Origin of the sequence: Enterobacter asburiae (assembly GCF_007035645.1) — a bacterium.
GTDB lineage: Bacteria > Pseudomonadota > Gammaproteobacteria > Enterobacterales > Enterobacteriaceae > Enterobacter > Enterobacter asburiae_B.
Genome location: NZ_AP019632.1, coordinates 122,899 through 141,321 on the forward strand (window position 1 = coordinate 122,899; position 18,423 = coordinate 141,321).

Below are 18,423 nucleotides of genomic sequence, written 5' to 3' on the forward strand. Positions count from 1 at the left end.
GGACAATCCCGGACGCTAATGTCTCTATCATATCATTAGTATGGCTGCCCTTCAGCCATTCACCTTCACAGCGCAGGGGTACGCGTGATTTATGCTGCAAAAACGACAAGAGATGACGTGTCATCTCGTCATGAACTATAGGTTTGGGTAATATGTCCCGAAATTTGCCGAGTCTGGAGAATTGCAATGCGTGGTGATTTTTACAAACAGTTAAACAGCGACCTCGACACCGCACGTGCGGAAGGGTTGTTCAAGGAAGAGCGTATTATCACGTCTGCCCAGCAGGCGGACATCACCGTTGCCGACGGCAGCCATGTGATCAACTTTTGTGCGAACAACTACTTAGGTCTTGCGAATCACCCTGAGCTGATTGCCGCTGCAAAAAACGGCATGGACACCCACGGTTTCGGCATGGCCTCCGTACGCTTTATCTGCGGTACGCAGGACAGCCACAAGCAGCTTGAGCAAAAGCTGGCGAGCTTCCTCGGAATGGAAGACGCGATTCTGTACTCCTCCTGCTTCGACGCCAACGGCGGTCTGTTTGAGACCCTGCTTGGCGCAGAAGATGCGATTATCTCCGACGCCCTGAACCACGCCTCCATCATTGACGGCGTACGCCTGTGCAAAGCGAAGCGTTTCCGCTACGCCAACAACGACATGGTCGAGCTGGAAGCGCGCCTGAAAGAGGCTCGTGAAGCGGGGGCTCGCCACGTGCTGATCGCCACCGACGGCGTGTTCTCCATGGACGGCGTGATCGCCAACCTGAAGGGCGTGTGCGACCTGGCGGATAAATACGACGCGCTGGTGATGGTTGATGACTCTCACGCGGTCGGTTTTGTCGGCGAAAACGGCCGCGGTTCCCACGAATACTGTGACGTGATGGGCCGCGTGGATATCATCACCGGTACGCTGGGCAAAGCGCTTGGCGGCGCGTCCGGCGGCTATACCGCCGCGCGTAAAGAGGTGGTCGAGTGGCTGCGCCAGCGCTCTCGCCCGTACCTGTTCTCCAACTCCCTGGCGCCGGCCATTGTTGCCGCCTCCATCAAGGTGCTGGAGATGGTGGAGTCCGGCGCTGAGCTGCGCGACCGCCTGTGGTCCAACGCCCGTCTGTTCCGTGAAAAAATGAGCGCCGCAGGGTTTACCCTGGCCGGTGCTGACCACGCGATCATTCCGGTGATGCTGGGCGATGCGGTCGTCGCGCAGCAATTTGCCCGCGAACTGCAGAAAGAAGGGATTTACGTCACCGGGTTCTTCTTCCCGGTGGTGCCAAAAGGTCAGGCGCGTATCCGCACCCAGATGTCTGCGGCGCATACGCCTGAACAAATTGAACGTGCGGTGGAAGCCTTTACCCGCATCGGCAAACAGCTGGGCGTAATTGCCTGAGGACGTGTGATGAAAGCGTTATCCAAACTGAAAGCGGAAGAAGGGATTTGGATGACCGACGTGCCGGAGCCGGAAGTCGGTCATAACGATCTGCTGATCAAAATTCGTAAAACCGCCATCTGCGGTACTGACGTTCACATCTACAACTGGGACCAGTGGTCGCAGAAAACCATTCCGGTACCGATGGTTGTCGGTCACGAATATGTCGGTGAAGTGGTGGGAATCGGCCAGGAAGTGAAAGGCTTCCAAATTGGCGATCGCGTCTCCGGTGAAGGCCATATTACCTGCGGCCACTGCCGTAACTGTCGCGGCGGGCGTACGCACCTGTGCCGTAATACCATTGGCGTGGGCGTAAACCGCCCGGGCTGCTTCGCGGAATACCTGGTGATCCCGGCGTTTAACGCGTTCAAAATCCCGGACAATATCTCTGACGACCTGGCCTCCATCTTCGACCCGTTCGGCAACGCGGTGCACACGGCGCTCTCCTTCGACCTGGTCGGTGAAGACGTGCTGGTCTCCGGCGCGGGCCCAATCGGCATTATGGCCGCTGCGGTGGCCAAGCACGTGGGCGCGCGCAACGTTGTGATCACCGACGTGAATGAATACCGTCTGTCGCTGGCCCGCAAAATGGGCGTCACCCGTGCGGTAGATGTCTCGAAAGAGAGCCTGACCGACGTGATGGAAGAGCTGGGCATGACCGAAGGCTTTGACGTGGGTCTGGAGATGTCCGGTGCGCCACCGGCGTTCCGCACCATGCTCGATACCATGAACCACGGTGGCCGTATCGCGATGCTGGGTATTCCGCCGTCAGACATGTCTATCGACTGGAACAAAGTCATCTTCAAGGGGCTGTTCATCAAGGGCATCTATGGCCGCGAGATGTTCGAGACCTGGTACAAGATGGCGGCGCTGATCCAGTCCGGTCTGGATCTGTCCCCAATTATTACTCACCGTTTCTCCATCGATGAGTTCCAGCAGGGCTTCGACGCGATGCGTTCCGGCCAGTCAGGAAAAGTGATCCTGAGCTGGGATAAGTAATCAAAAAGGGGCCTGAGGCCCCTTTTTTCACTGATTCTTTTTCTCTTCGTCCGTCAGGTAACGCACCTTGCGGGTGTAGTCCTGACCTTTGAACAGCAGTTTGTTATCCGGCGATTCAAGATACTTCTGCCATTCGGAGAGGGGGAAACCGCCGTGCGCGCCAATCACCTCTTTCGGCACAACGGCTTCCTGACCACCGATCTTCTTGGAGACTGGCCAGTTCATCCAGTCGCCCAGGTTAACCGTTTTTAAATCCAGCATGTCCAGCAGCGCGGCGAGCGGCAGCTGATCGGTCGGCGGCTGCGTGTCGTCCATCAGCTCCCAGGTATCCTGGAACAGCGTCAGCCACAGCGGGCAGATACGGCGCCAGGTTTTTTTAGTTGCCGCAAGAAACGCGCCGTTAACGTGATCGACCAGATACGGGCGCACCGTCTCCTTGTAATACGCCGGCACTTTTTCCTCTGGCGCACCGTCCAGCTTTGCAATCATTTTGCCCTGACGGAAGCTGGAGTAAATGTGCATATCGGCCATGTTGATCTCGGGCATCTTGAGCAGGTTGAGATCGGAATCGATCATCAATACCCCTTCACCGCGAGCCTGCAGCGGGGCGTTAAGCTTCACCAGACGGCTGAGGTAGATCTGCTTATAGCGGTAGCTTTCCTCACGAACGGGAAGATTTAGCGTCACTACGCGGGTTTTAGGCGGCAGTACCCCAAAGGCGGATTCAGGCTGATCGCTGACGATGACGATTTCGCTCACCCCGGTGGCATAACGTTCCGCGAAGGTGGCAGAGAGTAATGCTTCTTCGACGAAATCTGCGCCGGTACACGGAATCACAATAGAATCCACCGCAGCAAGCGCGCCCGTCACGGGCAGAGAGCTGTAAGGAATGTTGTGTCGCCCGGTGATATGACGATAGCGAGCATTAAGAAATTTAAACATAGTTATCTCGTTTGGTTAGTGCGCGCCAAGCACGGCTTCGACACCGCTGACATAGTTTTCGATGGCATAGGTATGACAGACGTTCTGGTATGCAGCCGCAGCCAGTCGAGCCCGCAGATCCGCGTCTGCCCAGATATTGTCCAGATGCTGTGCAAGCTGTGAAACATCGCTCCAGGGGAAGAGCAGCCCTGTCGAATCATGGTCAATCAATTCCGCCGTGCCGGTCACCTGAGAGCCAATAACGGGGATATTGAGAAGCATCGCTTCCAGCACCACGCGCGGCAGCCCTTCGCTTTTTGAGGCGAGAATAAAGGCGTCAAACGTAGCGAGGTAATCAAATGGGGTATTCTGAAAACCGGTGAAGATGACGTGGTTTTCAATTCCCAGCGCTCGGGCCTGTTCCGCTAAAGCGCGGCGTTCGGCACCTTCGCCGACCAGCACCATTTTCCATTTCGCCTCGGGATGCTTCTGGCTGAACTGTGCCAGCGCCTCCAGCGTGTGGTGGTTGGCTTTGCGAGGGATTAACGACCCGATACTGCCGAACACAAACGTGTCGTCATCAATGTTCAGGCGCTGGCGCATCGCGCGTCGGTCAGGTAAAGGCTGGTGGATGTCGATGGCATTATTGACCGTCGTACACAGTTCGGGTCGGACGCCATGCTCAAGCAACACGCGTTCAACGCCGTGCGAGACGGCGATGATTTTTGTGGCATGGGCATTAACCAGCTTTACCAGCGGCGGGGTCAAAACGGGCTCAATGCGGCAGTGCTGGATCAACCGCGCCTGCAGGTTCGCCGCCGCCAGATAGCCTTCCTCGTTTGAGCCCGGCTGGTTATTCATATAGAGCGTATCGAAACCGCCCTGCGTGAAAAGGGTCTCGATTTTGCTGACGTTAGGTCTGATGCGCCACATGATATCCACGTGACGCGTCAATGCCTTGCGGGCGCTGCGTGAGAAAAACAGCAGGCTACGTCCCGCTTCCTTCAACAATTTGGCCCAGACCGGCTGCGGACGTTGAGGGATCACGATGAGCGGGATGCCGATGCCGTTGAGCACCTGGCCAATCGTCTCACCTTCAGCACGACTATAATCACTGTAAAAACAACAGGTAATATCGAATTTATCGCGATTGATTCGCTTCAGGAGCTCAAGCATACTGTTGGTGCCTCCCCCCCATTCTTTACCCGTATCCAGGAGGAGAATTTTACTTTTGTGCGGCATGTCTGAATCCGTGTGCTACCCTTCATCTGACTGCATTATAAAGAATCTGTTGAAATAAAATAGATTTTTCTATTTTATTGCCCTTCAGAATTAGACAAAATTTCAAGCGTGCTTATTTGAAAAGTGTGATTCAGGACTTTAATCGTCTCTCCTCATTTATATAGTATTAATAATATTAATTTAGGCTGCTATTGAGAGTGGGAAAATGTTTAAAATAACGGTCTGCTTATTAACGTTTAATTCTGAAAGATTATTGCACGATGTTATCCCGCCTCTTTTGAAAATAGCGGATGAAATTGTCGTGGTCGATTCTGGCAGTACGGACAAAACACGATATATTTGTGAAAGTTTTGGACTGCTACCTGTCTATAAAAAATTTAGCTGGCATGGCGAGCAGATGAACCATGCTATATCCTTAGCCAGCAATGACTGGGTCCTGTGCATCGACAGCGACGAAATTCTTGACCAGGAAACGGTTAATGCCGTTTTAACGTTAAAAGCAGGCGATGAGCCAGACCCCGGAATGGCATGGCGAATATGTCGCCACTGGTTTGTTCTGGGTGAAGAAGTCCGGACGATTTATCCAGTTTCATCCCCTGATTATCCTGTGCGTCTTTTTAATCGTAAACAGTCCCGGTTTAATAACAGGCCGGTAGACGACCAGGTCGAAGGTTTTCTCCGTTGTGAACGTATTCCGGGTTATGTAAAACATGATACGTTTCCCACGCTGCATGAGCTTTTTAACAAATTAAATTGTTATACAACCCGCCTGGTTCAACATCAAAAAATACGGCCCTCTATAGGGCGCGGCGTAATCAGCGCCATCGGGGCTTTTTTCAAATGGTATCTGTTTAGCGGCGCCTGGCGTAAGGGCAAAGTGGGGGTGGCGACGGGACTGTATGCCACAGCCTATAGCTTTTTGAAGTATTTCAAATCCTGGTATCAGCATCAGGAAAAAAAAGAGCCCGTTGCTAACGAGCAGACGGACTCTCAGATTGCGAAATAAGCGTCAGGCTTTCTTACCCCATCCCTGCCACTGCTGTTGGACGTATTTCACCAGGGTACTGTTACTGATGCTGTCTCCGATGACGGAGAAGAAGCGGGTTGCATAGACCGGTTCAAGCGGTTGCTTCGGTACACAGCGCTTCACGCCGCGGAACGGATTACGCGGCGCTGTAGGGACGGGCTGCGCTGAATTTGGTGTAGAGGTATCTACCTGCGGCTCGTTCAGCAGATCGCTCGGACGCACCAGCGTGATATCGGCAGGCAAGGTCGGCAGCATCTGCTGCAGGACGCGAACGGTAGACGGGTGCGGGTGACCGATGGCGATGGCTGAGCCATTACGGCGGGCCAGCTGTACCGCGCGATTAAACTGCATGCGGATATCGGCTTCGTTCTGGGTATCATCCAGGAACACCTTGCGCTTAATCACCTTTACGCCGGTTCCCTGAGCGGCACGCATCGCCTGGCTGTTGCCGATGGTCATGCTGTCGAGGAAGTAGAGGTTGTAACGCTCCAGCGCCTGCATCACTTTGAGCATCCCGTACAGGCTTGATGTCATCGCGCTGCCCATATGGTTGTTCAGCCCTGCGGCATACGGCACTTTGTTATAGGCGTCGCGGATGATGCGCTCAATCTCCTCGCTGCTCATGTCCGGGCGCAGGGTGTCTTTTTCCAGCGGCTGCTTGCTGAGCGGGGCCATCGGCAGGTGGATCAGCACCTGATGACCGCTGTTATGGGCTTTGGTCGCCATCTCACGCGCGTGGGGCGCATTTGGAAGGACGGCGACAGAGATGGCCGACGGCATCGCCAGCACCTGATTTTCATAGTGTGGACGATAACCGAAGTCATCAATCACGATAGCGAGTTTACCTGCGTATACTGGTGCAGCCAGCGCCAGCGCGCTGACGACGGAGAAAACCATTCGACGAAATTGAAGCAAAACTTATCTTCCCAACCACGGCTGTGGATTGACCGCCTGACCCTGGCGACGAATTTCGAAATAGAGTGACGGGCGGCCCTGACCGCCACTGCTGCCCACGAGGGCGATGGGTTGGCCTGCGCGCACCTGCGTGCCGACGCTGACCAGCGCGCTCTGGTTGTAGCCGTAAAGGCTCATGTCACCTTTACCGTGTTCGACCACCACCACCAGTCCGTAACCCTGCAGCCAGTCGGCCAGAATCACGCGGCCATCGGCAATGGCTTTTACTTCGCTACCTTCAGACGCACCGATAACTATTCCTTTCCAACGTAGCTCACCCTGCAGCTGTTCGCCATAGCGATGCAGAATTGAACCGCGAACGGGCCAGAAAGCCTGACCGCGAGGAGAGCCCAAACCGCCGGTACGCGACATCAGGGAACGTTCGCTCTCGCTTGGCTTGTAGGTGGTCCCTTTGCGGGACGCTTCCTGCTGCTTATCGCGAACGGCCTGCGCCTCGCGAGCCTCTTTTTCGGCGCGCGCTTTCGCCGCCGCTTCCGCACGGGCGATGCTGTTACGCAGTTTTGATTCGTTGGCGCGCATTTCGCTGAGCTGGCTCTGACCTTCCTGAATGGAGGATTCAAGGCCGGAAAGGGTTTTCTTACGCTCGTTGCGCGCCTGCTCAAGCTTCGCCTGCTGGGCCTGCTGATCGTAAAGCAGCGTCTGCTGCTGGCTCTGCTTCTCTTCCAGCTCGGCTTTTTGCGTGGAGACCTCTTCGCGCGTCTGCTTCAGCTGCGCGATCGTCTCCTGACGCGCCTGGTTGAGATAGCCAAAGTAGGCCTGCAGGCGCTGGCCGCGCTGGCTCTCTTCGCCGCTGAGGATCAGCTGGAGTCCGGTATGTTCACCCTGGCGGAATGCGGCATCAAGCTGTGCGGCAAGATTGCGCTCCTGCGCGTCACGCTGGCGCTCGAGTTTGGCAATCGACGCGTTCATCTCGTCGATCTGTTTATTCAACTGGGCGAGGGTGTTTTGCGTTTCACGGAGTTTACGCGTGGCGGCGGAGATCGCCTCTTCCTGCTGCTTGAGCTGGGCGAGCAGGGCGGAGCGCTGCTGCTGCTGCTGGCGTACCGCACGCTCTTTGGCGGCGATATCGGCCTGAATGGATTTCAGCTGGTCGCGGTCATCCGCGTGGGCGGATGCGGCGCACAGCAATACGCCAGCGCTGAGTGCGCTGGCGTAAAACAGAGGTCTGACTGATAACCTAAGCGGCTTCACGACCCATGTGATTGAAAAAATCGCCTTTCCCCTCATGGGGAGCGATTATTCCACGATGAACAGCGGCTTACCAGTCATCTCTTCAGGGATCGGCATACCCATCAGCGACAGCATGGTTGGCGCGATGTCAGAAAGCTTGCCGCCTTCCACTGCTTTCAGTGATTTATCACCCACATAAATCAGCGGAACAGGCAGGTTGGTATGGGCCGTGTGGGCCTGGCCGGTCGCCGGGTCGCGCATCTGTTCAGCGTTACCGTGGTCAGCGGTGATCAGCAGCTGGCCGCCAACGGCTTCAACCGCTTTCGCTACCTGCTCAACGCAGTGGTCCAGCGCTTCAACCGCTTTCACTGCCGCTTCCATCACCCCGGTATGCCCAACCATGTCGCCGTTCGGGTAGTTACAGATGATGGTGTCGTACTTACCGCTCTTGATGGCCGCAACCAGTTTTTCCGTCAATTCTGCAGAGCTCATTTCTGGCTGCAGATCGTAGGTAGCGACTTTCGGAGAGTTGATCAGAATGCGGTCTTCGCCTTTGAACGGCTCTTCAACGCCGCCGTTAAAGAAGAAGGTCACGTGCGCGTATTTTTCAGTTTCGGAAATACGCAGCTGCGTTTTGTCGTTCTTCGCCATCCACTCGCCAAAGGTATTTGCCAGAGATGCTGGCGGATACGCGCAAGGCGCTTTGATATCGGCGGCGTATTCGGTCAGCTGGATGAAATCGAGGTTTACCACTTTCTTACGGGCAAAACCGTCGAAGTCGCTGTTGACGAACGCACGGGTGATTTCACGCGCGCGGTCAGCGCGGAAGTTCATGAAGATCAGCGCGTCGCCATCTTCCATGGCGGCATCAGCCTGGCCTTCAGCGCGAATCACGGACGCTTTCACGAATTCGTCGTTTTCATCACGTGCATAGGCCGCTTCCAGCGCCTCAACGGCGGTCGCGAACTGGAACTCGCCTTTTGCCAGGGTCATCAGGTCATAGGCCTGTTCAACGCGATCCCAGCGGTTGTCGCGGTCCATAGCGTAGTAACGGCCAATGATGGACGCTACGCGGCCTTTACCCAGCGCGGCGAATTTCTCTTCGAAGGCTTGCAGAGAGCCTTTTGCGCTACGTGGTGGCGTATCGCGACCGTCCAGGAAGGCGTGCAGATAGATTTTTTCTGCACCGCGCTCGGCGGCCAGTTCAACCATCGCCATGATGTGATCTTCGTGGCTGTGAACGCCGCCAGCAGAGAGCAGGCCCATGATGTGTACGGCCTTGCCAGCGGCAACGGCTTTATCGACCGCGCCAGACAGCGTTGGGTTGGAGAAGAAGGTGCGTTCTTTAATTTCAACGTCCAGACGCGTCAGATCCTGATACACAATACGCCCGGCGCCCAGGTTTACGTGACCGACTTCGGAGTTGCCCATCTGGCGGTCCGGCAGACCCACTTCCAGGCCAGACGCGTCAATCAGCGTATGCGGACGTTTCGCCCACAGGGCATCCATGACCGGGGTTTTGGCGTTGAAAATAGCGTTATCCTGGCTATCTTCACGGTAGCCATAGCCATCCAGAATCACCAGTACCATAGGTTTTTTAGAAACCGACATTGCGACAACCTCATGCTCAAGAGTCAAAATTTGCGTAATTTTACTACAGCTGAATCGATCAAATAGCCGCAGAAGATCAAAGAAAGCGCAGGGGCAAGATGTTCACCAGACCATTTTGAGGCATTTTTTTAGGTGGCATGCCGCAGAAAATGGATTAGGTTATGGTCGCTGGCTGTATTTGCCAGAACGCACAGGTATACTCCTGTCCTGGTTTTTTTTATCACTTAGTCGGGAGTAGTTACCCTCCATGCAAGAAATTATGCAATTCGTTAGCCGCCATCCGGTTCTGAGCATCGCGTGGATTGGCCTGCTGGCTGCTGTGCTGTTCACCACATTTAAGAGCCTGACGTCTAAAATTAAGGTTATCACCCGTGGTGAAGCGACGCGTCTGATTAACAAAGAAGATGCCGTCGTGGTCGATCTGCGTCAGCGTGACGATTTCCGCAAAGGTCACATTGCGGGCGCAATCAACCTGCTGCCAGCTGAAATCAAAGCGAACAACGTCGGTGAGCTTGAGAAACACAAAGCCCAGCCGATTATCGTTGTCGATGCGACCGGCATGCAGGCACAGGAATCTGCCAGCGCGCTTCATAAAGCAGGCTTCGAAAACGTAACGGTGCTGAAAGAAGGTATTTCCGGCTGGAGCGGGGAAAATCTTCCTTTGGTACGCGGTAAATAAGGAGTTCAGTCATGGCCAATATTGAGATCTATACCAAAGCGACGTGCCCGTTCTGTCATCGTGCGAAAGCGCTGCTGAACAGCAAAGGCGTCACGTTCCAGGAACTGCCGATCGACGGTGACGCGATTAAACGCGAAGAGATGATCAAACGTAGTGGTCGCACGACGGTTCCGCAGATTTTTATTGATGCGCAGCACATTGGCGGCTGTGATGACTTGTATGCGCTCGACGCCCGTGGTGGACTCGATCCGCTGCTGAGCTAAGAGACTTTAGGACAATTAAAAAGGGTATTTCCATGTCAGAACAAAACAACACCGAGATGACTTTCCAGATCCAGCGTATCTACACCAAGGACGTCTCTTTCGAAGCGCCAAATGCGCCACATGTTTTCCAGAAAGATTGGCAGCCAGAGGTTAAACTTGATCTGGATACCGCATCTACCCAACTGGCAGATGACGTGTATGAAGTCGTGCTGCGTGTGACCGTTACCGCATCTCTGGGTGAAGAAACTGCATTCCTGTGTGAAGTACAGCAGGGCGGCATCTTCTCTATCGGCGGTATCGAAGGCAACCAGATGGCGCATTGCCTGGGTGCGTACTGCCCGAACATTCTGTTCCCGTATGCGCGTGAATGCATCACCAGCCTGGTTTCTCGCGGTACATTCCCGCAACTGAACCTTGCGCCAGTTAACTTTGATGCGCTGTTCATGAACTATCTGCAGCAGCAAGCTGGCGAAGGTGCTGAACAACATCAGGATGCCTGATGAGCACTGTTAATGCGTCAATGACTGTGATCGGTGCCGGCTCATACGGCACCGCTCTTGCCATCACGCTGGCAAGAAATGGTCACGAAGTGGTTCTCTGGGGCCACGACCCAAAACATATCGCAACGCTGCAACGCGACCGTTGTAACGTGGCGTTTCTTCCGGACGTTCCGTTCCCCGACTCCCTGCACCTTGAAAGCGACCTTGCGACCGCGCTGGCGGCCAGCCGCAACATTCTGATTGTGGTTCCGAGCCATGTATTTGGCGACGTGCTCCGTCAGATTAAGCCGCTGATGCGCCCGGATGCGCGCATTGTCTGGGCGACAAAAGGACTGGAAGCCGAAACCGGACGCCTGCTGCAGGACGTTGCCCGTGAAGCGCTGGGTGATGAGATCCCGCTGGCGGTCATCTCCGGCCCGACCTTTGCCAAAGAGCTGGCCGCTGGCCTGCCGACGGCGATTTCGCTGGCCTCCACCGATCAGGCCTTCTCCGACGATCTTCAACAGCTGCTGCACTGCGGCAAGAGCTTCCGCGTCTACAGCAACCCCGATTTTATCGGCGTGCAGCTGGGCGGTGCGGTGAAGAACGTGATTGCGATTGGTGCCGGGATGTCAGACGGCATTGGTTTTGGTGCCAATGCGCGTACGGCGCTGATCACCCGAGGACTGACCGAAATGTCCCGCCTGGGCGAAGCGCTGGGTGCCGATCCGGCCACCTTTATGGGAATGGCTGGCCTGGGCGACCTGGTGCTGACCTGTACCGACAACCAGTCTCGTAACCGCCGCTTTGGCATGATGCTCGGACAGGGCAGCGATGTTAAAGGCGCGCAGGAGAAGATTGGTCAGGTGGTTGAAGGCTACCGCAATACCAAAGAAGTCCGCGAGTTGGCGCACCGTTTCGGTGTCGAAATGCCAATAACCGAGGAAATTTATCAGGTATTGTATTGCGGAAAAAATGCGCGCGAGGCAGCATTGACCTTATTAGGTCGTGCGCGCAAGGACGAGCGCAGCAGTAACTAGTCGGAACCGTTGTCACCTGAATGACCCAGCCAGCGCAGAACTGGCTGGTCATTAACTATCGTCTGGAGTAAGCAATGCCGTGTGAAGAACTGGATATCGTCTGGAACAATATTAAAGCCGAAGCCCGGGCGCTGGCCGACTGCGAGCCTATGCTGGCCAGTTTCTACCACGCGACGCTACTCAAGCACGAAAATCTCGGCAGCGCGCTGAGCTATATGCTCGCCAACAAGCTGGCTTCCTCGATCATGCCAGCTATCGCCATTCGTGAAGTGGTGGAAGAGGCGTACGCCGCAGACCCGGAAATGATCGCCTCTGCCGCCTGCGATATTCAGGCCGTGCGCACGCGTGACCCGGCGGTCGATAAATATTCTACGCCGCTGCTGTACCTGAAAGGCTTCCACGCCCTGCAGGCTTACCGCATCGGCCACTGGCTGTGGAATGAAGGCCGCCGCGCGCTGGCGATCTTCCTGCAAAACCAGGTTTCCGTGACGTTCCAGGTCGATATTCACCCGGCGGCAAAGATTGGCCGCGGGATCATGCTCGACCACGCCACCGGGATTGTCGTCGGGGAAACGGCGGTGATTGAAGATGACGTCTCGATCCTGCAGTCGGTTACCCTGGGCGGTACCGGTAAAACCAGCGGCGATCGCCATCCGAAAATCCGTGAAGGGGTGATGATTGGCGCGGGTGCCAAAATCCTCGGCAATATTGAAGTCGGGCGCGGCGCGAAGATCGGCGCAGGCTCCGTGGTGCTCCAGCCCGTGCCGCCGCATACCACCGCCGCTGGCGTACCGGCGCGCATCGTCGGTAAACCAGACAGCGATAAGCCTTCCATGGACATGGATCAGCACTTCAACGGCATTCACCATACGTTCGAGTATGGTGACGGCATTTAACTTCTGAGAATGGCGCCCGGATACCCCAGCTGGCGCCATGCTTCATACACCACCACCGACACCGCGTTCGACAGGTTCATGCTGCGGCTGTCCGGCATCATCGGAATACGGATTTTCTGCTCAGCGGGCAGGGCATCCAGGATCGTGGCCGGCAGGCCGCGGGTTTCCGGGCCAAACATCAGATAGTCACCTGCCTGATAGTTCACGGCGCTATGCGCTGGCGTGCCTTTGGTGGTCAGGGCGAACATGCGCTGCGGCTTTTCGGCTTCCAGAAACGCGGCGTAATCGTGATGGCGAACGACGGCGGTAAATTCATGATAATCCAGCCCTGCGCGACGCAGACGTTTGTCGTCCCACGTAAAGCCCATCGGCTCAATGATATGCAGACGAAAACCGGTGTTGGCACACAGGCGGATGATATTGCCGGTATTTGGCGGAATTTCTGGTTCGAATAAAACGATGTTAAGCATGCTGCCCCCTTAATTGCGGGGGCAGAATAGCAGAAAAGAGAGGAACTACGCGACGCCGGGTTCCTGCGAGCGGCTGTAGAGCATTTTGTAGACGGTTGCCGCAGCGGCCACCAGAGCGGGAACGCTGAGGATCATTAAAATACTGTCTGCCTGCCACTGCATAGCGAGAAGCTGGGCGCTGGTCATGGTTCCCGCCACGCCGCCAAAGCGGCCGATCCCCTGCATCCAGGCGATGCCCGTCGCGCGGCACTCGGTAGGATAAAAGGTGGCGGCCAGGGTTTGCATGCCCGATTGCGCGCCGTTCATCGCGATCCCCATCAGGAAAATCAGCCCGCCAAACAGAGCGATATGGTTATGCTCAATTCCCAGTAAAAGAATTAGGCCCATTGTCAGCACGAAACCACACGCGACAACTTTATGCGCTTCCCAGCGGTCCATCATCCAGCCCGCGAGCAGAATGCCTGCGGTGCCGCCGAAGGTGAACAGCGAGGTGAGCCAGGCGGATTCCGCCAGAGCATAGCCCATCCCCTGCATCAGCGTCGGCATCCAGCTTAGCAGGACGTAGTAAATCACCAGCCCCATAAAATAGGTCACCCACAGCATCAGGGTGCCGGGCAGCCAGGGCATGGAAAAGAGCTGCGACACGCTCCCTTTTTTAGAGGCGACTTTCTCCTCCGCCAGGAAAAAGCCCGTGACGCTATCCAGCGTGCTGCGGGCGAACCGGCTGGCGATGCGGCGGACCTGCATGACGTCTTTCCCGCGCTGCACCAGAAACTTCACGGACTCCGGTAAAAACAGCCCCAGCAGCAGCGTTAAAATCAGCGGCGCAATCGCCCCAGTCAGCAGCACGCTTCGCCAGCCGTGATGGGGGATAAGCCAGGAAGAGATCGCGCCGCCGCCCGCCGCACCCAGAGGGAAGCCGCAGTACATGGTATTAATCGCCATGGCGCGACAGCGCTGGGGGGCAAACTCCGAGATCAGCGTGATGGCGTTAGGCATTGCGGCACCGAGGCCCAGGCCCGTCAGAAAGCGCCACAGCGTGAGCGTATTCAGACTTTGCGCCCAGGCCGTCCCCAGGCTCGCAAGGCCGAAGAACAGGCACGAAAAGACCAGCACGCGCTTGCGACCCATCCGGTCCGATACCGGACCAGCAATCAGCGCGCCCAGCGACAGCCCTAGCAGCGCCGCGCTCAGCACCGGCCCCAGATCCTGTTTGTGTATCCCCCATTCTGCCGACAGCGTAGGCGCGATGTAACCCATCGCCGCCGTATCAAAACCATCGATCGCCAGAACCAGAAAGCCCAGCACAATGAGCAGCCAGTGAAACCCTGAAAAGGAACTCTCATCGATCACCTGCTGAATATCCACCTTACCTGAATACGCCATACGCTCCCCTCCGATCTGATGTTGTTTTTGTGTTCTTGTATTTGCTTGTCTATACAATTGCGGACGGCAGGTGGATGTCAAATTTTCTTATCCAATATGTTATCTGGATGTTATTTTTGGCGTAAAAAAGCGCCCGAGGGGGAAATCGGGCGCGTGAGAAAGGTATATTAACGGAGGAGAATTTACGCCGCGTTTCCCTGAGCAAGTGGCGCCAGCGCCGCCGGTAATTTGCTTAACTCCTGCACTAGGGAATCCTTACTGATTTCGCTAATCGTTCTTGCTCCTGTCAGCGTCATCGCCACCTTCATCTCTTTTTCGATCAGGTTGAGCAGATTCGCCACCCCTGCCTGGCCCGCCGTCGCCAGCGCATACAGATACGCGCGCCCCAGCAGCACGCTGTCGGCGCCGAGCGCAATCATGCGCACCACGTCCAGCCCGTTGCGGATGCCGCTGTCGGCCAGGATCGCAATATCGCCTTTCACCGCATCGGCGATGGCCGGCAGGGCGCGTGCGGAAGAGAGCACCCCGTCAAGCTGGCGTCCGCCGTGGTTAGAGACCACAATCCCGTCTGCGCCAAAGCGTACCGCGTCGCGGGCATCTTCCGGATCGAGGATCCCTTTGATCACCATCGGGCCGTCCCAGAACTCGCGGATCCACTCCAGGTCTTTCCACGAGATCGACGGATCAAAGTTGTTCGCCAGCCAGCCGATGTAATCCTCCAGCCCGGTCGGTTTACCGAGGTAAGCCGAGATATTCCCGAGATCGTGAGGCCGACCGTTCAGGCCGACATCCCACGCCCACTGTGGGTGGGTCACGGCCTGCCAGTAACGACGGAGCGCAGCATTCGGGCCGCTCATGCCGGAGTGGGCATCACGATAGCGCGCGCCGGGCGTTGGCATATCGACGGTAAAGACCAGCGTGGAGCAGCCCGCCGCTTTGGCTCGCTCGAGCGCGTTGCGCATAAACCCGCGATCGCGCAGGACGTACAGCTGGAACCACATTGGGCGCTTGATGGTCGGTGCTACCTCTTCAATCGGGCAGACGGACACGGTGGAAAGCGTAAACGGAATGCCTTTGGCCTCCGCCGCAGCGGCAGCTTGCACTTCACCGCGGCGGGCATACATGCCGCATAAGCCTACAGGCGCGAGCGCCACGGGCATGGAGAGCGTTTCGTTGAACAGCTTTGTCTCAAGGCTCAGGTCAGACATATTCTTCAGCACGCGCTGGCGCAGGGCCACTTCCGACAGATCTTCCACGTTGCGACGCAGGGTGTATTCGGCATACGCCCCACCATCGATATAGTGGAACAGGAACGGGGGCAAAATGCGCTGCGCCGCGGCGCGATAGTCACTGGCTGCTGAAATAATCATGCTTTGTTCTCCCTGGAAATATCACTGTCGCCAGGCAGACGGGTAATACGCGCCTGTCGGGCCTGGTCTTCATCGAATCGTTTAATGGTGGTGTGCACGAAACCGAGATGCGCCATCATCGCTTTGCGTGCGGCCTCGGCATCACCGGCCAGAATGGCGTTGAGCACCGCCTCGTGCTGTTCTGTGAGCTGGGCAAACACCGGCGGAACCAGATACATGCGCTGGCGGCTCTGCTTCACGGAGGATTGCAGCAGGTCGAAGAACCCGCGCATGGTCTGAAGCAGCACCACGTTGTGCGACGCCTCGGCAATCGCCAGGTGAAAACGGACATCCGCCTGGGAGGCGATGTCCGGGTCGCTGCTTTGCGTGGCCTCAAAGCAGGCGATGAGTTTCTCTTTGTCGGCGTCGGTTGCCCGCATGGCCGCGTGCCAGGCGGTACTGGTTTCGATGGCGTGACGCGCTTCAAGGATGTCGAAGCTGTAGTCCGGGTCGTTCTCCATCAGCGTCTTTAGCGGCTGCACGATGTTTTGCTCGGACCAGTCGTCATGCTGCCAGCGCACAAAAGTGCCGCCGCCGCGACGGCTCACCAGCACGCCTTCGCTGACCAGCGTCGCCAGCGCCTCGCGCAGTGAATTGCGCGACACGCCAAGCTGTGCGGCAAGCTGGCGTTCGGCGGGCAGCTTCATGCCCGCTTCAAGCTGTTGTTCTTCAATCAGCGCCCGCACGCGAGAGGCAATCTCGTCGGACAGGCGTCTGGGCATCACTATCATGGGATCATCCAGGTTAAGACATAGGCCTGCAGGGTGGTGATCACCCCGACCATGCAGGTGAATATCAGGCTGTGTTTCACGGTAAAGCGGAACAGATCCGACTCTTTACCGACCAGTCCCACCGCCGCACAGGCAATGGCGATGGATTGTGGAGAGATCATTTTCCCGGTCACGCCGCCGGTGGTGTTCGCGGCCACCAGCAGGACGTCCGACACGCCAATCTGCTGGGCTGCCGTTGCCTGCAGGGCGGCAAACAGGGCGTTAGACGAGGTATCGGAACCGGTCAGGAACACCCCCAGCCAGCCGAGGAACGGCGAGAAGAAGGTGAAGGCGTGGCTGGTATGGGCCAGCGCCAGCGCCAGCGTCGATGACAGGCCGGAGTAGTTCGAGATAAACGCGAACGCCAGCACCATGCCGATGGAGTAAATCGGCAGCATCAGCTCTTTAATGGTCGCGGCAAAGGTCTGCACCGCGGCCGCAGGCTTCATGCGCAGCCACACCACGGAAAGAATAGCGGCAAACAGGATGGCGGTACCGGTGGCGGAGAACCAGTCGAATTTATAGACCGCGGCATACGGCGTAGCGGCGTGCACCACCGGCGGCATACGGGCGACCATCTTGTCGAGGAACGGTACGGAGATGTTAATCACCATGTCGTAAAGCGCGCCGCCCGGGGCGAACAGGGCTTTAAACGGCGGGATGCTCCACAGGGTCACCGTTGCGGTCAGGAACAGGAACGGCGACCAGGCGCGGATCACCTGTCCTGCCGTATAGCCCGTACGGGCCAGGGTTTGATCAACCTGCGAGGCGCCCATGTCGGCGAAGCGGAAAATACGCACCGGCTGCCAGCGTTTCAGGAACAGCGTCAGACAGACCAGCGACACCAGCGAAGAGATGATGTCCGGCAGCTCCGGGCCGAGGAAGTTCGAGCTGAGGTATTGAGCGATAGCGAACGAACCGCCCGCCACCATCACCGCAGGCCAGGTCTCCTTCACGCCGCGCCAGCCGTCCATAATCGCCATGATCCAGAACAGGACGATAATGGTCAGGAAGGGCAGCTGGCGGCCAACCATCTGGCCGATCTCGAAGCTGTCCAGCCCGGTGACCTGTCCGGCCACCAGAATCGGAATACCCATCGCGCCAAACGCAACCGGCGCGGTGTTCACAATCAGGCACAGGCCCGCGGCATAGAGCGGGTTAAAGCCCAGCCCGACCAGCAGCGCGGCGGTGATCGCCACCGGTGCGCCAAAGCCTGCCGCACCTTCCAGAAATGCCCCGAAGGAGAAGCCGACAATCAGCATCTGCAGGCGCTGGTCCGGCGTGATGGAAAGAATCGACGAACGGATTATGTCGAACTGCCCGGTTTTCACCGAGATTTTATAGACAAAGACCGCCGCGATGATGATCCACGCAATTGGCCACAGGCCGTAGAAGAAACCATAGACGACGGAGGCCAGCGCGCGATCGACCGGCATTTTATAGAAGAACAGCGCCACCATCAGGGCGATAGCAACGGTATACGTCGCGGCGAGGTAGCCCTTCAGCTTGAGCTTAATCAGCGCAAAGAAGAAGAACAGAATCGGAAGCGATGCGATCAGGCTCGACAGCCAGATATTTCCGGCCGGGTCGTAGTTTTGTTGCCAGAGGCTCATGCAGGTCTCCTGGGGACCAGACAGCCTGCGCTGCGGGTGAGTCTCCGCTCA

Annotated in this window: 18 protein-coding genes; 8 read left to right on the forward strand and 10 right to left on the reverse strand. The window is 56.9% G+C overall.

What is annotated here, in order from left to right:
* Positions 1–186 precede the first annotated feature (186 nt).
* Both kbl and tdh read left to right on the forward strand, forming a co-directional pair.
* Positions 187–1,383: a glycine C-acetyltransferase gene (gene kbl / locus FOY96_RS00555; protein ID WP_024906617.1), complete on the forward strand. Its 1,197-nt coding sequence runs from the start codon at positions 187–189 to the stop codon at positions 1,381–1,383.
* Between the two features lie 9 nt (positions 1,384–1,392).
* Positions 1,393–2,421 (forward strand): L-threonine 3-dehydrogenase, encoded by a 1,029-nt coding sequence (gene tdh / locus FOY96_RS00560; RefSeq protein ID WP_023309906.1) that lies wholly within the window; start codon positions 1,393–1,395, stop codon positions 2,419–2,421.
* A gap of 27 nt (positions 2,422–2,448) precedes the next feature.
* On the opposite strand, the gene FOY96_RS00565 is transcribed toward tdh, so the two are convergent.
* Positions 2,449–3,363, reverse strand: coding sequence for a hypothetical protein (locus FOY96_RS00565; RefSeq protein ID WP_094935084.1), 915 nt, complete (start codon positions 3,361–3,363; stop codon positions 2,449–2,451).
* Between the two features lie 15 nt (positions 3,364–3,378).
* Positions 3,379–4,584, reverse strand: coding sequence for a glycosyltransferase (locus tag FOY96_RS00570; RefSeq protein WP_143346358.1), 1,206 nt, complete (start codon positions 4,582–4,584; stop codon positions 3,379–3,381).
* 205 nt (positions 4,585–4,789) lie between these two features.
* Here FOY96_RS00570 and FOY96_RS00575 point away from each other — a divergent pair, with 205 nt between their 5' ends.
* Positions 4,790–5,590: a glycosyltransferase family 2 protein gene (locus FOY96_RS00575; RefSeq protein WP_143346359.1), complete on the forward strand. Its 801-nt coding sequence runs from the start codon at positions 4,790–4,792 to the stop codon at positions 5,588–5,590.
* A gap of 3 nt (positions 5,591–5,593) precedes the next feature.
* On the opposite strand, the gene FOY96_RS00580 is transcribed toward FOY96_RS00575, so the two are convergent.
* Genes FOY96_RS00580 through gpmM form a run of 3 tightly spaced genes read right to left on the reverse strand, consistent with a single transcriptional unit; the run spans position 5,594 to position 9,367 of the window.
* Complete coding sequence (locus tag FOY96_RS00580) at positions 5,594–6,526, reverse strand: divergent polysaccharide deacetylase family protein (RefSeq protein ID WP_143346360.1); 933 nt, start codon at positions 6,524–6,526, stop codon at positions 5,594–5,596.
* 3 nt (positions 6,527–6,529) lie between these two features.
* Positions 6,530–7,789 carry a murein hydrolase activator EnvC gene (gene envC, locus FOY96_RS00585; RefSeq protein WP_229231479.1) on the reverse strand — a complete coding sequence of 420 codons (1,260 nt, stop codon included), beginning with the start codon at positions 7,787–7,789 and terminating at the stop codon, positions 6,530–6,532.
* Positions 7,790–7,822: 33 nt separating this feature from the next.
* Positions 7,823–9,367, reverse strand: coding sequence for a 2,3-bisphosphoglycerate-independent phosphoglycerate mutase (gpmM, locus tag FOY96_RS00590; RefSeq protein WP_033147030.1), 1,545 nt, complete (start codon positions 9,365–9,367; stop codon positions 7,823–7,825).
* A gap of 247 nt (positions 9,368–9,614) precedes the next feature.
* Here gpmM and FOY96_RS00595 point away from each other — a divergent pair, with 247 nt between their 5' ends.
* The 5 genes from FOY96_RS00595 (at position 9,615) to cysE (ending at position 12,724) form a co-directional block, all read left to right on the forward strand.
* Positions 9,615–10,046 (forward strand): rhodanese-like domain-containing protein, encoded by a 432-nt coding sequence (locus FOY96_RS00595; protein WP_023309913.1) that lies wholly within the window; start codon positions 9,615–9,617, stop codon positions 10,044–10,046.
* An 11-nt stretch (positions 10,047–10,057) separates the two neighbouring features.
* Positions 10,058–10,309: a glutaredoxin 3 gene (grxC, locus tag FOY96_RS00600; RefSeq protein WP_023309914.1), complete on the forward strand. Its 252-nt coding sequence runs from the start codon at positions 10,058–10,060 to the stop codon at positions 10,307–10,309.
* A gap of 32 nt (positions 10,310–10,341) precedes the next feature.
* Positions 10,342–10,809 carry a protein-export chaperone SecB gene (gene secB / locus FOY96_RS00605; protein ID WP_003860835.1) on the forward strand — a complete coding sequence of 156 codons (468 nt, stop codon included), beginning with the start codon at positions 10,342–10,344 and terminating at the stop codon, positions 10,807–10,809.
* Positions 10,809–11,828: an NAD(P)H-dependent glycerol-3-phosphate dehydrogenase gene (gene gpsA, locus FOY96_RS00610; RefSeq protein WP_023309915.1), complete on the forward strand. Its 1,020-nt coding sequence runs from the start codon at positions 10,809–10,811 to the stop codon at positions 11,826–11,828. The genes secB and gpsA overlap by 1 nt, the downstream gene beginning before the upstream one ends.
* A 74-nt stretch (positions 11,829–11,902) precedes the next feature.
* On the forward strand, positions 11,903–12,724 hold the full coding sequence (cysE, locus tag FOY96_RS00615; protein ID WP_008502718.1) for a serine O-acetyltransferase: 822 nt from the start codon (positions 11,903–11,905) through the stop codon (positions 12,722–12,724).
* Here the strand turns inward: cysE and trmL are convergent.
* The 5 genes from trmL to lldP all read right to left on the reverse strand — a co-directional run bounded on the left by trmL (position 12,721) and on the right by lldP (position 18,372).
* A complete protein-coding gene (gene trmL / locus FOY96_RS00620; RefSeq protein WP_143346361.1) occupies positions 12,721–13,194 on the reverse strand; it encodes a tRNA (uridine(34)/cytosine(34)/5-carboxymethylaminomethyluridine(34)-2'-O)-methyltransferase TrmL in 474 nt (157 codons plus the stop codon). The genes cysE and trmL overlap by 4 nt on opposite strands.
* Before the next feature lie 45 nt (positions 13,195–13,239).
* On the reverse strand, positions 13,240–14,580 hold the full coding sequence (locus FOY96_RS00625; RefSeq protein WP_143346362.1) for an MFS transporter: 1,341 nt from the start codon (positions 14,578–14,580) through the stop codon (positions 13,240–13,242).
* Positions 14,581–14,762: 182 nt separating this feature from the next.
* Positions 14,763–15,950, reverse strand: a complete 1,188-nt coding sequence (lldD, locus tag FOY96_RS00630; RefSeq protein WP_143346363.1) for an FMN-dependent L-lactate dehydrogenase LldD — start codon at positions 15,948–15,950, stop codon at positions 14,763–14,765.
* Complete coding sequence (lldR, locus tag FOY96_RS00635; protein WP_023294814.1) at positions 15,947–16,720, reverse strand: transcriptional regulator LldR; 774 nt, start codon at positions 16,718–16,720, stop codon at positions 15,947–15,949. Before lldR ends, lldD begins: the two co-directional genes overlap by 4 nt.
* Complete coding sequence (lldP, locus tag FOY96_RS00640) at positions 16,717–18,372, reverse strand: L-lactate permease (protein WP_032650757.1); 1,656 nt, start codon at positions 18,370–18,372, stop codon at positions 16,717–16,719. The genes lldR and lldP overlap by 4 nt, the downstream gene beginning before the upstream one ends.
* Positions 18,373–18,423 lie beyond the last annotated feature (51 nt).

Coding starts and splice junctions, on each gene's coding strand:
- trmL (WP_143346361.1), bottom strand. CDS start 13,194: ATGCTTAACATCGTTTTATTCGAACCAGAAATTCCGCCAAATACCGGC.
- grxC (WP_023309914.1), top strand. CDS start 10,058: ATGGCCAATATTGAGATCTATACCAAAGCGACGTGCCCGTTCTGTCAT.
- FOY96_RS00565 (WP_094935084.1), bottom strand. CDS start 3,363: ATGTTTAAATTTCTTAATGCTCGCTATCGTCATATCACCGGGCGACAC.
- FOY96_RS00575 (WP_143346359.1), top strand. CDS start 4,790: ATGTTTAAAATAACGGTCTGCTTATTAACGTTTAATTCTGAAAGATTA.
- FOY96_RS00570 (WP_143346358.1), bottom strand. CDS start 4,584: ATGCCGCACAAAAGTAAAATTCTCCTCCTGGATACGGGTAAAGAATGG.
- gpsA (WP_023309915.1), top strand. CDS start 10,809: ATGAGCACTGTTAATGCGTCAATGACTGTGATCGGTGCCGGCTCATAC.
- cysE (WP_008502718.1), top strand. CDS start 11,903: ATGCCGTGTGAAGAACTGGATATCGTCTGGAACAATATTAAAGCCGAA.
- kbl (WP_024906617.1), top strand. CDS start 187: ATGCGTGGTGATTTTTACAAACAGTTAAACAGCGACCTCGACACCGCA.
- tdh (WP_023309906.1), top strand. CDS start 1,393: ATGAAAGCGTTATCCAAACTGAAAGCGGAAGAAGGGATTTGGATGACC.
- lldP (WP_032650757.1), bottom strand. CDS start 18,372: ATGAGCCTCTGGCAACAAAACTACGACCCGGCCGGAAATATCTGGCTG.
- lldD (WP_143346363.1), bottom strand. CDS start 15,950: ATGATTATTTCAGCAGCCAGTGACTATCGCGCCGCGGCGCAGCGCATT.
- lldR (WP_023294814.1), bottom strand. CDS start 16,720: ATGATAGTGATGCCCAGACGCCTGTCCGACGAGATTGCCTCTCGCGTG.
- FOY96_RS00625 (WP_143346362.1), bottom strand. CDS start 14,580: ATGGCGTATTCAGGTAAGGTGGATATTCAGCAGGTGATCGATGAGAGT.
- secB (WP_003860835.1), top strand. CDS start 10,342: ATGTCAGAACAAAACAACACCGAGATGACTTTCCAGATCCAGCGTATC.
- FOY96_RS00595 (WP_023309913.1), top strand. CDS start 9,615: ATGCAAGAAATTATGCAATTCGTTAGCCGCCATCCGGTTCTGAGCATC.
- gpmM (WP_033147030.1), bottom strand. CDS start 9,367: ATGTCGGTTTCTAAAAAACCTATGGTACTGGTGATTCTGGATGGCTAT.